Source organism: Psychrobacter sanguinis (assembly GCF_020736705.1).
Taxonomy (GTDB): Bacteria; Pseudomonadota; Gammaproteobacteria; order Pseudomonadales; family Moraxellaceae; genus Psychrobacter; species Psychrobacter sanguinis.
Map to the genome: position 1 here is coordinate 586,757 of NZ_CP085990.1, position 13,773 is coordinate 600,529.

Genomic DNA, 13,773 nt, shown 5'->3' on the forward strand with positions numbered 1-13,773 from the left:
AGCTGTGAGCTAAGTAAATATGGGTTAACAATACTAATCTTTATACTGAGCACAAATGGTATTTAACCCAAAACTATGTCTCTATTGTAGCAAACTTCAGTATCCATTCCACAGCTGTTAGCGTGCCTTATAAACAAAATCTAACACAGAACATTTAACCAAAAAAAAAGCATCCTGAAGGATGCTCTTTTTTTATAACTAAACGTTTTTCAAACAGAGATTAAGCTGCCTGAAGGGTAAAAAAATTACCAACCAGTAACTTCTTTAACGGTCTCACCAATCTTAGATGGGTCACGAGTATACGCGATGCCCGCTTCTTCGAATGCTTTGAATTTTTCTTCAGCAGTACCTTTACCACCAGAGATAATCGCACCAGCATGGCCCATACGTTTACCTTTAGGAGCTGTTACACCAGCGATATAACCGATAACTGGTTTAGTTACATGCTCTTTGATGTAAGCTGCTGCTTCTTCTTCAGCAGTACCACCGATTTCACCGATTAGTACGATAGCTTCAGTTTGAGGATCTTCTTGGAACATTTTCAAACAATCGATTTGGTTCATACCTGGAATTGGGTCACCGCCAATACCGATACAAGTAGACTGACCAAAGCCAAGCTTAGTGGTTTGAGCCACTGCTTCATAAGTCAACGTACCTGAACGTGAGATGATACCCACTTTACCTGGTAAGTGGATGTGGCCTGGCATGATACCGATTTTGCACTGACCTGGAGTGATAACGCCTGGGCAGTTTGGACCAACCATTTTCACATCACCAGCTTCTTCGATGTAGCGTTTTGCTTTAAGCATGTCTAGTGTTGGTACACCTTCAGTGATCACAACGATTAGCTTAACGCCTGCGTCTACCGCTTCGATGATTGAATCTAATACGAAAGGAGCTGGAACATAGATAACTGACGCATCAGCGTTAGTCGCTTCCATAGCTTCTGCCATAGTGTTGAACACAGGTAGACCTAGGTGAGTTTGACCACCTTTACCTGGAGTTACACCACCAACTACTTTAGTACCGTATTCAATCGCTTGTTCTGAATGGAAAGTACCGTTTTTACCAGTAAAACCTTGCACCAATACTTTGGTGTCTTTATCAATTAATACACTCATTATTTACTCCTAATTATGGTCACTTATTTGGGGTTATGCAGTTTTTACAGCATCAACAATTTTTTGCGCAGCATCAGATAGGCCTTGAGCTGAAATTACTTTCACATCAGACTCATCTAACAGCTTAGCACCTAATTCAGCATTGTTACCTTCTAAGCGAACCACGACAGGTACAGTTACATTCACTTCTTTAACCGCTGCAATGATGGCTTCAGCAATCATGTCACAACGTACGATACCACCGAAGATATTGATTAGAACGCCTTTTACGCTTTCATCTTCTAGGATGATTTTGAATGCTTCTACAACGCGCTCTTTAGTTGCACCACCACCAACGTCTAGGAAGTTAGCTGGCTTACCGCCATATAGTTTAATGATGTCCATCGTTGCCATAGCAAGACCGGCACCGTTAACCATACAACCAATGTTACCTTCTAAAGCAACGTAGTTTAGGTCAAATTCAGCCGCTTTAAGCTCACGCTCATTTTCTTGTGATGGGTCATGTAACTCAGCAATTTTTGGCTGACGGAATAAAGCGTTTGAATCCACACCGATTTTGCCATCCACACATGCCAATTCGCCATTTTCACGAACCGCTAGTGGGTTGATTTCAATCATGTCAAAATCGTTTTCGATGAATGCTTTATAAGCACCTGTCATTAATTTAACAAACTGATTGATTTGCTTGCCTTCAAGACCGAGTTTGAAGCCTACTTCACGTGCTTGGAAAGGCAATAAACCAACTAAAGGATCAACCGTGATGCTAAAGATTTTTTCTGGTGTTTCTTCGGCAACTTTTTCAATCTCAACACCACCTTCAGTTGATGCCATGAAAGTTACGCGACGAGTAGCACGGTCAACAACAGCACCTAGGTACAACTCAGTTTGTACTGGATACATGTCTTCTGCAACTAGTACGAAGTTTACTGGCTGACCTTCAGCGTCAGTTTGGTAAGTAACTAGGTTAGTACCGATTAGCGACTCTGCGATTTCTTTAGCTTCTTCACGAGTTTTAGCAAGCTTAACGCCACCTGCTTTACCACGGCCACCAGCGTGAACCTGTGCTTTGATTACCGCAACATCCGTTGGGGTTTTGTCAAAAGCTTCAGCAGCTTCTTCACCATTGTAAGCAATGATCCCTTTTTGAATAGGTAGACCATAGCTTTCTAGCAATAGTTTTGCTTGATACTCATGTAAATTCATAAAGTTATCCTTTAATTTTTTATTTAACAGGTAAAGCTGACACTAAATGATTTAAGATCATGAATCATTTAAAGACTAAAAAACCTATCTCTTAATGATGACTGTCTTAATCTGTTTAGTGTCAGCAACTTAATTAGTAACAGACTTTTATATCAATACTGATTAGCACTTTACTAAGTCTATAACTTTTTCTTATTTACGCTTTTTACGTTGGATTGCGTGGATTGCACGACCATCCGCTGAAAGAGCCGCTTCATGTACTGCTTCACTAATTGTTGGGTGAGCAAAGGTCATTAACTGTAGGTCTTCAATGCTTGAAACGAATTCCATAGCGATCATACCTTGGTGAACGATATCACCAGCGCCTGCACAAATAGCATGCATACCTAATAGGCGATCAGTTTTTGCATCAGCAACCACTTTGATTGAGCCTTGAGCTTCGCTTTGTGCTAGAGCACGGCCGTTAGCCGCTAAGTTGAATGAACCGGTCTTAACTTCATAACCTTGTTCTTTTGCGGCTTGTTCAGTTAGACCTACCCAAGCAATTTCTGGGTGAGTATAAATAACGTTGATGATAGTATCATAATTCACTTGAGCTTTCTCGCCATGGATACGCTCAACCGCCATCATACCCTCTTCCATTGCTTTGTGAGCAAGCATTGGACCACGTACTAAGTCACCGATAGCATAAACGCCATCAAGGTTGGTTTTACACTGATCATCTACTTCAACCAAACCACGGTCTGTTAAAGTGATGCCTGAGTCTTCACCCAATAGTTTTTCAGAATAAGCACGGCGACCGACACAAACGATTAGTTTGTCGAAGGTCTCTTCGTTAGACTCACCACCTTTTTCGCTGGTTACAACCACTTGGCCGTCTTTAACTTCAGCGTTAGTTACTTTGGTATCAACACGGATGTCTAAACCTTGTTTTTTCAGCAATTTGCCTGCTTCTTTAGCGATGTCTTTGTCAGCAGCTGCCAGGAATTCAGGAAGCGCTTCATAAACCACTACTTCAGCGCCTAGACGACGCCATACTGAACCTAATTCTAGACCGATAACACCGGCACCAATTACACCCAAACGCTTAGGTGTTTCAGTGAAATCTAAAGCGCCAGTTGAATCAACGATAATGCCTTCTTCGTTATTAACTGGAGCAACAGGGATATCGATAGGCACAGAACCGGCCGCTAAGATAACGTTTTTAGCAGTAATAACAGTTTCTGATTCATCTTCTAGAGCGGTAAATTTAACTTTTTTCTCTGCGCCTTTACCATCAACTAAAGTACCCCAACCTTGTAACCAGTCTACGCCATTGCCTTTAAGAAGCATGGCAACACCGCCGGTTAACTGCTTAACGATACCTTCTTTGCGCTCGATCATTTTAGCAACGTCGATTTCCACATCACTTGTGGTGATGCCGTGCTCAGCAAGCTCATGTTTGGTCGCTTCATAACGGTGTGAAGAATCTAATAATGCTTTTGAGGGGATACAACCTACGTTTAAGCAAGTACCGCCTAGCGCAGGCTCACCTTTGTAAACGCGTTTTTCGATACAAGCTACGCTCATACCCAATTGACCGGCACGAATGGCTGCTTCATAACCACCAGGACCGCCACCGATAACCACTAAATCATAATTGTCTTTCATAATATATTCCGTCTTTTAATTCAAAAAGTTTAAAAGCTCTTTTACTTATAGTTTGTGCTTGTAGCTTTTGCTTGTTTTAGTTAGTTGCTGACTTTCAAAATTTAATCGGTTTCTTTAATTGCAATTTCTTAAATTTCAATCTATTCAATAATCGACAGTCTTAGCACTTATGAAAGGAAGGCCTAAGACTGTCTATCAAATAACTTAAAAATTAATCGCTCTAACTAAAAAGCTTGTACCAGATTCTCTCCGATACAAGCCTATTGACCTTATAGGTCTAATAGTAGCATTGCTGGGTCTTCTACTAGTTCTTTAATAGTTACTAAGAACTGAACCGCATCTTTACCATCAATCATACGGTGATCGTATGACAACGCTAGATACATCATAGGTAGAATTTCAACTTGACCATTTACTGCCATTGGACGATCGTTGATAGCATGCATACCAAGGATAGCTGTTTGTGGTGGGTTCAAGATTGGTGTTGACATTAATGAACCGAATACACCACCGTTAGTGATAGTGAAAGTACCACCAGTCATTTCTTGTAGAGAAAGCTTACCATCACGTGCTTTACCTGCGAATTCACGGATGCCACCTTCGATGTCAGCCATGCTCATACGGTCAGTATCACGTAATACAGGCACCACTAGACCACGGTCTGAAGATACTGCAACACCGATGTCATAGTAACCATGATAAACAATATCATCACCGTCGATTGAAGCGTTAACGGCTGGAAAGCGTTTTAGAGCTTCAGTCGCCGCTTTAACAAACATAGACATAAAGCCTAGACGAGTACCATGACGTTTTTCGAACTGATCTTTGTACTTAGCACGAAGGTCCATTAATGGCTTCATGTTAACTTCGTTAAAGGTCGTTAACATTGCTGTTTCTTGTGAAGCGGCTAACAGACGGTTGGCCACAGTTTTACGTAAACGAGTCATTGGTACACGTTTTTCAGTACGTTCGCCTACTGACTCAGCTACTGGACGGCCACTGTCAGACTTGATAGAGCTGTCTGCTTTAAGCGTTGGGTTAGCCATGTCTTGTTTGGTAACACGACCACCACGGCCTGAACCTTCAACGTTTTTAGGATCAACACCAGACTCTTTTGCTGCTTTACGAACTGCAGGGCTTTGGTCTTTATGATCTTTTTCGTTAACTTCGCCTTGTTGTGGTTTGCCACCTTGGGCTGATTGCTCTTCTTTAGAAGTGCTTTCTGTTTCTTCTTCTTTAGCTTCATCTGCTGAGTCACTACCACCGGCATTGCCAGTTGCACCAGCTTCAAATTCAGCGATTAGCTCATCAGAAAGTACAGTGTCATCTACTTGTTTAACAATTTTAGTTAACACACCATCATCTGGCGCCACAACTTCTAATACTACTTTATCGGTTTCGATTTCAGCTAGAATGTCATCACGGTTTACTTGATCGCCTTCACTTACATGCCACTCAACGATAGTACCGTCAGCAACTGACTCTGGGAATACGGGCGCTTTGATTTCTGCCATGGGAACTGCTCCTGTTATAAATATAAAGTTGTTAATGACTTATTTTATTCTGGGTAATAAGCGCATTATTTTTATGATTTGCAATAAACAACTCGAGGTGAAACCTTATGGTTTTTAACGGTAACTTGTATGTTGTTTATTGTGAAAGTTATCTATCGTAAAACTATTATCAATAATAAAAATTTGCACAAACACTGAAGGCCTAAGCAACTTATTAGCCGCTTAGACCTCGTTATGTCTTATTTTAACTGATCAACGTCTACACCTAGGCCACCAGCAACCAATTCTCTTTGCTGACGAAGGTGGATTGAAGGCAGACCGGTTGCAGGCGCTGCTGAAGCAGGACGGGCAACAGGATCAACAATATGTGCTTTGGTAACACGTGGTTGATCGCCTTGTGGTCCAAAGATGCGGAACATATGCGGCGCTAGATAGTACCAAGCTCCTTGGTTTAATGGCTCTTCTTGACACCATACAATTTCTTCAAGGTTGGCATATTTCTGTACTTCTTCTACCATTCTTTCTTCAGGCAGTGGGTATAACTGCTCGATACGAATGATAGCCACATGGTCTAGACCAAGCTCACGACGTTGCTCAAGTAAATCATAGTAAACCTTACCACCACACATTACGATACGGGTTACTTTGTCGTTATCCACTTGATCCAATTCTGGTAATACTGTCTCAAACTTACCATTTGCCAATTCTTCTAATTCTGAAGTGGCAAGCTTATGACGTAACAAGCTCTTAGGTGACATCACTACTAATGGCTTACGAATTGGGCGAACTGCTTGACGACGTAAGGCATGGAAAATCTGTGCCGGTGTAGTCGGTGTGATTACTTGCATGTTGTCTTCAGCACATAGCTGTAAGAAGCGCTCAAGACGAGCAGATGAATGCTCAGGACCTTGACCTTCAAAGCCGTGTGGTAACAACATGGTTAGACCACAAACACGTTGCCATTTGGTTTCACCACTAGAGATAAACTGGTCAATAACCACTTGTGCGCCGTTTACGAAGTCACCAAATTGTGCTTCCCAAACGATTAACGCATTAGGCACTGTGGTCGCATAACCATATTCAAAGGCCAATACTGCTTCTTCTGATAGTAAAGAGTTATAAGTAGCAAAACGGGCCTGAGTATCATTTAAGTGCGCTAATGGCACATACATATCGCCGTTTTCTATGTTATAAATTTCAGAATGACGGTGTGAGAAAGTACCACGGCCCACATCTTCACCAGTAATACGTACTAAGTAACCTTCATCAACTAAAGTTGCATAAGCCAAAGTCTCAGCAGCACCCCAGTTCAATGGCTCTTCACCGGTTTGCATCGCTAAGCGCTGTTCAACGACTTTTTGAACTTGTCTTTGTAGCTTGAAGTCTTCTGGCATTTCGGCCATACGACGACCAAACTGTTTTAGCTTCTCAATATCTACGCCTGTATCCCAATCATCTTCTAAGTCATGACCTAGGTAAGGGCTCCAGTCAACGTATAGCTCTTTGTTTGGCTCACGTACCAATGAGTTAACAACATACTCACCTTTGTCTAACGCTTCACGGTATTCATCTTCAAGCGTTTTGTCTTCGCCTTCTGAAATCACACCTTCTGCCAATAGTCTTTCTGCATATTGAGTGCGGGTAGTCGGTAATTTCTTAATGATCGCATACATTAATGGCTGAGTCGCTGATGGCTCATCCGCTTCGTTATGACCATTACGACGGTAGCAGAATAGGTCAATAACGATGTCTTTATGGAATTCATGACGATAATCTAACGCCATTTGAGCGGCAAATACTACAGCTTCAGGATCATCACCGTTCACGTGTAAGATTGGTGCATGCACCATTTTAGCGATATCAGTACAGTACTCAGTAGAACGTGCATCTTCTTGACGGCTAGTGGTGAAGCCCACTTGGTTATTGATAACAATATGAACCGTACCACCTGTAGTATAAGCACGGGTCTGTGACATCTGGAACGTTTCTTGTACCACGCCCTGAGCGGCAATCGCTGCATCACCATGCACGACCAATGGCAGAACTAAATTACCGTCTGTATCATTACGACGAACCTGACGTGCACGTACCGAACCTTCAAGTACTGGCGATACAATCTCAAGATGCGATGGGTTGAAAGCTAATGCTAAGTGAGCTTCACCACCTGGCGTCATCACGTTTGATGAGTAACCATTGTGGTACTTAACGTCACCTGAGCCTTTTTCTGGCATAACTTTACCATCGAACTCATCAAATAAGTCCGCTGGGTTTTTACCTAGAATGTTTACCAATAAGTTTAGACGACCACGGTGAGCCATACCGATAACCATTTCTTTGGTACCGTAACCGCCCGCACGTTGAATGATTTCATGCACGGCTGGGATAAAGCTTTCACCACCTTCTAGACCAAAACGCTTAACACCAGTGTATTTACGGGCTAAATATTTCTCTAGGCCTTCAGCTGCAGTTAAACGCTCAAGAATTTCTTTTTTCTTTTCGTTATCGAATTTGATGTGACCTAGGTTGGTTTCCATGTAATTTTCAAACCAGCGTTTTTCAGTGCTGGTCGTTACATGCATGTACTCTAGGCCGATATGGCGGCAGTAGATACGATCTAAGGTTTCAATAATTTCACGTAAGGTCGCTTCAGGCTTACCAATATTGAAATCACTGGTTGGGAATACGGTGTCTAAATCCGCTTCTGATAGACCGTGGTATTCTAAAGTTAAATCTTCAACAGGTGCACGTGGGTTTAACTGTAAAGGATCTAACTGTGCACGGCGATGACCACGACGGCGATACGCTGAAATTAGCTTTTGCACACCCATATGTCTTGGGTCAAGGCAGTTAGCATTCGAGCCGTCCGCAGCAGGAGCAGCTACGACCCCCTTATTGGCGCTCTGATTGCGCGCTAGCAATAGGAACTGGTCTTGGATGACATGGTGTAGCGCATCATTACCGGTTTCATATTCTTTAAAATAAGCTTTCCAGTCAGCGTCAACGCTATCTGGATCTTGTAAATATTGCTCGTATAGCGACTCGATATAAGTTGCGTTGTCGCCTGCAAGCTCTGTGGCATCTGCTGCTTTTAAAGCATCATCATTAGTCATAGTATTCATAGTCTTTTCTTATTTACATTAGGGTTTAATTAAAATAAAACACATTTAGTTCAGGCTGTTGCTTCAGGTAACTTATCTGCTTAATCCAACTAACTCATAGTTTTGAATAGATATCTTTTTAAGCAAAAATCAATAGCAAGGACTCGTTGCCCCTCTTATTGTTCATGCTCATCAACTTGATATCAGTGACGTAAGTTTAGAAGTATTCTATAACGACCATGGTCCGAGTAGCAGCTATGCAACTATTTACAGATTTTAATTGTTATAAATAAAGCTGACTCAAAAAACTAAGCTGAAATAAATATTGGCAACATTCATCATCAATGTTAATCATAATAATCGTTGAAAGTATAACCACTGCAAATGAACAATGTATGAATGGCAATTATCAAACCAATTTACTTGGGAAGTTTTTGTGGCGTCTTATTTTTAACACGCCTTACTTCTACACTGCCCTGCTCTAAAACTGATTTACTTTTTTTTATTTGCTTTATAACCGCTTTGCACTTATCTATAGAGGCGTACAGGTCTATGTATCCGTACAAGGACAATATTTGTGCAATGGCCATTCATTTGCAATTTTTAAGCCATGTATGTGCTGCATATTCTACATTGAAATGAATTAAGAATACAGTTGCACACTGAATATAAGGGTAACATGTAACCCAAAATGACTGGTTTTGTTTGTTTAATACCAACTATTTAGAAACTAAATGTTCATCATTCTGACAGTGCTAATTTTAACAAAAAAAGACCCCTATCAACAAATAGAGGTCTGTGGTATTCACGTAAAGTATTGCTAAGCTATAGTGATACCTGTTATTAAAATCAATATTATTAATGGCTACCGTAACTAAACCATTCTAACCGGCTTGTTCTAGTAACAAGTTACGTAGATGACCGATAGCACGTGTTGGGTTTAGACCCTTAGGACATACCGCCACACAGTTCATAATACCGCGGCAACGGAATAGACTGAATGGATCATCCATACGTGCCAAACGCGCTTGAGTATCACTATCACGGCTGTCTGCAACAAAACGATAAGCGTTAAGTAAGGCAGATGGGCCTAGGAACTTATCAGGATTCCACCAGAATGATGGGCAGCTGGTTGAACAGCAAGCACATAAAATACACTCATATAGACCATTTAACTTCTCACGATCTTCAGGAGACTGTAAACGCTCCGTAGGAGGCGCTGGTTGGTCATTGATTAAGTAAGGATGTACTTTCTCATACTGCTCATAGAATTGGTTCATGTCCACAACCAAATCACGTACCACAGGCAGACCTGGTAGAGGACGTACTGTGATTTTCTCTGGTAAAGTGTTCATGTTAATCAAACATGCCAAGCCGTTTTTACCATTGATGTTAACACCATCAGAGCCACAAATACCTTCACGGCAAGAGCGTCTAAAAGTGATGCTTTCATCTTGTTTTTTCAAACGTAGTAAAACGTCAAGCAACATACGATCAGAATCTAAAAGCTCGATCGTATAAGTTTGCATGTAAGGTGCTGCGTCCTTATCAGGATCGTAGCGGTATATCTCAATGGTGCGAGTACCTCGGCTCATAGTGCTAACTCCACACGGCGTAAAGCTGTTTTTGCGTTTCCCAGCTTGGGAGCGTCCAACAGCTTTACTAATTCAAAAAATTAAAGTCAAATAAGTCACGTTAAACAAGCTTGACTACAATCAGTCAACGCTTTTACTGAATCAGTATTAGTAAACGCGTACTTTTGGTTCAACGTAATCAACAGTAAGCGGTACTTTGCGAACAGGCTTATAAACAATCTTGTTGCCTTCAGAATACCAAATAGTATGCTTCATCCATTCGTTGTCGTTACGACCGTTTGGTGCAACAGCATCATCTTCTGGACGCTCATAATCAAGTACGGTATGAGCACCACGACATTCTTTACGCTTAGAAGCTGAAAGCATAGTAGCTTTAGCCACTTCATAAAGGTTAGCCACTTCTAAAGCTTCAATACGCGCCGTATTAAATACTTGAGATTTATCCGCTAAGTGGATGTTGTCCACTTTTTCTTGAAGGGCCAATAACTTCTCAACCCCTTCGTCCATCAATGCTTGAGTACGGAATACACTGGCGTGCTTTTGCATGGTTGCGCGGATTTCGTCAGCCACTTCTTGGGCATTGTAACCTGAAGTTGACTGCTGAAGCTTGTTCAAGCGACCAACAGTGTAATCAAGTACACGAGGATCGATTGGCTTGTACGCATGGTCAGCATGATGGTAATCATCAATGATGTGTTTACCAGCGGCACGACCAAACACAACTAAGTCAAGTAATGAGTTAGTTCCTAAACGGTTAGCACCGTGAACACTCACACAAGCACACTCACCAATGGCATATAGACCTTTAACGATCTTACCTTCTGTGTATAGGCCGTGTTCGTCTACATTACCTTCTAAATCTGGAACAATAACCTGACCATTAATTGTGGTTGGGATACCGCCCATCATATAGTGAATGGTTGGGATAACTGGAATAGGCTGCTTAGTAATATCAACGTTGGCAAAGTTTTTACCAATCTCAAATACTGAAGGCAGACGCTTCATAATGGTATCCACACCTAAGTGAGTCATGTCCATTACGATATGATCCGCATTTGGACCACAACCACGGCCTTCTTTGATCTCTTGGTCCATTGAACGTGATACTAAGTCACGTGGTGCTAAATCTTTAACCGTTGGGGCATAACGTTCCATGAAAGCTTCGCCATCTTTATTACGTAAGATAGCACCTTCACCACGACAACCTTCGGTTAAGAGTACACCAGCACCGAACACACCGGTTGGGTGGAACTGCCAGAATTCCATATCTTGTAATGGAATACCCGCACGTACTGCCATACCTAGGCCATCACCAGTATTAATGTAAGCGTTAGTTGAAGCAGCGAAAATACGGCCAGCACCACCAGTTGCTAAAACAGTATTAGTGGCTTGGAATACGGCCACAGTACCTGTCTCTTGCTCAATAGCGACCACACCGTTGATATTGCCGTCTTCATCTTTGATAAGATCTAAAGCGATCCATTCGATGAAGAATTCAGTACCCGCTTCGAGGTTCTTTTGATATAGCGTGTGTAATAGAGCGTGACCGGTACGGTCAGCTGCTGCACAAGCACGTTGTACCGCTTTTTCACCATAGTTTGAGGTATGACCACCGAATGGGCGCTGATAAATAGTGCCATCTGCGTTACGGTCAAAAGGCATACCCATGTGCTCAAGCTCATAAACTACTTTTGGCGCTTCACGGCACATAAATTCGATAGCGTCTTGGTCACCCAACCAGTCAGACCCTTTTACGGTGTCATAGAAATGGAAGTGCCAGTTATCATCACTCATGTTACCAAGGCTTGCCCCAATACCACCTTGCGCTGCAACAGTGTGCGAACGGGTTGGGAATACTTTGGTAATGACAGCTACTTTCATGCCGCCTTCTGCTAATTGCAGTGCTGCACGCATGCCTGAGCCGCCACCGCCAACGATAACAGAGTCGTAATTTAGGGTTTTAATATTGCTAATTGTATTGTCTTGTCTAGTTGCCATTACGTTTTCCTAATGAATACGTTAGTCGTCATATCAGCTGGCGATGGGCGCTATATTGTCATGACACTATAGCCTCACATTACCAGACAGGCTCACTTTAATCTAAAGTTGTTTAGTACCTCGATTAACCTATGCTAAGTCTTTCTATTCGATTTATAACGCTTTATGTTTCAAAGCAATCAACTCACATTAGAAAAGACGGAGCAAACTGGTTAATTACATGATACCGCGGCCCCAAAAAATCATGACGCCCCAGAATAGGTATACCAAAATTGCGATAATCATAGCAGCCTGTAGTACGATGCGTAAGCCGGTAGATTTAACATAGTCGGTAAATACCGTCCACATCCCTACCCATGCGTGTACTGCCAAGGCAACAATCGCCAATAAGCTTAATAAACGCATTGGCATACTCATGATAAACGTTACCCACTGGTCATAACCAATATGGCCATTGAATAAGAAGAAGCTTACCATCACAACAGCATATACGGCTAATACCACAGCACTAATACGCTGCATTACCCAGTCGCGCGAGCCTGAGCCAGTTAGGCCTGTCGCACTTTTAATTCCAGAATCATTTCTCATTAGAACATCACCCATATAAATGACAGTACTATCAATATAGCGGCAATAACAAGGCTCACAATTGACGCTGTTCTACCAGACTGTAGTTCTTCATTGAAGCCCATATCGGCAAATAAATGTTTGATACCCATTACAAAATGGTAAGCAGTGGCAGCAACAAAGATCCACGCAATAAAGCGCAGTACCATGTTGTCAAAAACAGCATCAAAATTTTGAGGAGAAGATAAAGAAGTTTGCAAAAGCCACAGCATCACTGGAATTAAGATGAAAAGAATAATTCCTGAAATACGATGTAAAATCGAAGCTCTGGCCGTCGGTGAACTGTTAACGCTTATCACTTGGCTAAGTGGCAGATTAATCGGTCGGTTGCTTTTCACAGCGGGCGTCCTTTTGCGGTTGACACTCGTGGTTACGCCTTAAAGACTGAGCAACTTTTGATAGTAATATTTGTAGGGGGAATGCTAACTTAAATTGCAGTCGGCTATTTTCTACATTACCTGAGTTGTGAAGTCTAAAACGTACACGAGACGGATAAGTTAAGGAGTTGCTAACTGGCTAAATTCATACCTAGCCGTACTGTAAAGCTACAGCACTCTAAATATATTTGTTAAATATAAATAAGAATTAGAGCATATAGATTCGATGCTAAAGCTTACGCCAGTTTAAGGGCGTTGGCGACTGTTCCTAAATTAATCTACTGTTGTTGCAAAGAAATACGTTCGAAAATTTATAATTAATACTAATAAGCACCTATGCCCTTGATACCCATTATAAATTTATGGATGAATCCATCCTGATTTCTAAGCTCACAATTAATTAAATAAATGGTAAGCCAGCATCTATAACGCAGTAATTATAGAGTTTGTTGCTATCAATTACAAATAAAATACCAAATTAGCTTTTCTAGTCATTTTATTTCTAATTAACTGCTTAAATTAAGCCTGTTGTTAAGCCATGTCAACCACAGTTAAAGAAAGGTTATATAATAGGTAGATAATATACAGAG

9 protein-coding genes are annotated in these 13,773 nt (G+C 41.6%); all 9 read right to left on the bottom strand.

Features of this window, described 5'->3' with window-relative positions; translation table 11 throughout:
• Positions 1–245: 245 nt before the first annotated feature.
• The 9 genes from sucD to sdhC all read right to left on the bottom strand — a co-directional run bounded on the left by sucD (position 246) and on the right by sdhC (position 13,144).
• Positions 246–1,121 carry a succinate--CoA ligase subunit alpha gene (sucD, locus tag LK453_RS02520; protein ID WP_007394412.1) on the bottom strand — a complete coding sequence of 292 codons (876 nt, stop codon included), beginning with the start codon at positions 1,119–1,121 and terminating at the stop codon, positions 246–248.
• A 33-nt stretch (positions 1,122–1,154) separates the two neighbouring features.
• Positions 1,155–2,324, bottom strand: coding sequence for an ADP-forming succinate--CoA ligase subunit beta (gene sucC, locus LK453_RS02525; RefSeq protein WP_007394413.1), 1,170 nt, complete (start codon positions 2,322–2,324; stop codon positions 1,155–1,157).
• A gap of 192 nt (positions 2,325–2,516) precedes the next feature.
• Positions 2,517–3,974, bottom strand: coding sequence for a dihydrolipoyl dehydrogenase (gene lpdA, locus LK453_RS02530; protein ID WP_201541899.1), 1,458 nt, complete (start codon positions 3,972–3,974; stop codon positions 2,517–2,519).
• Positions 3,975–4,243: 269 nt separating this feature from the next.
• The gene (gene odhB, locus LK453_RS02535) at positions 4,244–5,488 is read right to left on the bottom strand and encodes a 2-oxoglutarate dehydrogenase complex dihydrolipoyllysine-residue succinyltransferase (protein WP_201529029.1); all 1,245 of its coding nucleotides are present in this window, start codon (positions 5,486–5,488) and stop codon (positions 4,244–4,246) included.
• A gap of 239 nt (positions 5,489–5,727) precedes the next feature.
• Positions 5,728–8,598 (bottom strand): 2-oxoglutarate dehydrogenase E1 component, encoded by a 2,871-nt coding sequence (locus LK453_RS02540; protein WP_379652708.1) that lies wholly within the window; start codon positions 8,596–8,598, stop codon positions 5,728–5,730.
• A gap of 872 nt (positions 8,599–9,470) precedes the next feature.
• Positions 9,471–10,181 carry a succinate dehydrogenase iron-sulfur subunit gene (locus tag LK453_RS02545; RefSeq protein WP_007394420.1) on the bottom strand — a complete coding sequence of 237 codons (711 nt, stop codon included), beginning with the start codon at positions 10,179–10,181 and terminating at the stop codon, positions 9,471–9,473.
• 147 nt (positions 10,182–10,328) lie between these two features.
• Positions 10,329–12,179: a succinate dehydrogenase flavoprotein subunit gene (sdhA, locus tag LK453_RS02550; RefSeq protein ID WP_201541895.1), complete on the bottom strand. Its 1,851-nt coding sequence runs from the start codon at positions 12,177–12,179 to the stop codon at positions 10,329–10,331.
• A gap of 216 nt (positions 12,180–12,395) precedes the next feature.
• A complete protein-coding gene (sdhD, locus tag LK453_RS02555) occupies positions 12,396–12,749 on the bottom strand; it encodes a succinate dehydrogenase, hydrophobic membrane anchor protein (RefSeq protein WP_201541919.1) in 354 nt (117 codons plus the stop codon).
• 17 nt (positions 12,750–12,766) lie between these two features.
• Positions 12,767–13,144: a succinate dehydrogenase, cytochrome b556 subunit gene (gene sdhC, locus LK453_RS02560; protein WP_201538414.1), complete on the bottom strand. Its 378-nt coding sequence runs from the start codon at positions 13,142–13,144 to the stop codon at positions 12,767–12,769.
• Between the last annotated feature and the right edge of the window lie 629 nt (positions 13,145–13,773).

Excerpts from the sequence above, each read along its gene's own strand:
- sucD (WP_007394412.1), bottom strand. The coding sequence starts at position 1,121 with ATGAGTGTATTAATTGATAAAGACACCAAAGTATTGGTGCAAGGTTTT.
- sucC (WP_007394413.1), bottom strand. The coding sequence starts at position 2,324 with ATGAATTTACATGAGTATCAAGCAAAACTATTGCTAGAAAGCTATGGT.
- lpdA (WP_201541899.1), bottom strand. The coding sequence starts at position 3,974 with ATGAAAGACAATTATGATTTAGTGGTTATCGGTGGCGGTCCTGGTGGT.
- odhB (WP_201529029.1), bottom strand. The coding sequence starts at position 5,488 with ATGGCAGAAATCAAAGCGCCCGTATTCCCAGAGTCAGTTGCTGACGGT.
- LK453_RS02540 (WP_379652708.1), bottom strand. The coding sequence starts at position 8,598 with ATGACTAATGATGATGCTTTAAAAGCAGCAGATGCCACAGAGCTTGCA.
- LK453_RS02545 (WP_007394420.1), bottom strand. The coding sequence starts at position 10,181 with ATGAGCCGAGGTACTCGCACCATTGAGATATACCGCTACGATCCTGAT.
- sdhA (WP_201541895.1), bottom strand. The coding sequence starts at position 12,179 with ATGGCAACTAGACAAGACAATACAATTAGCAATATTAAAACCCTAAAT.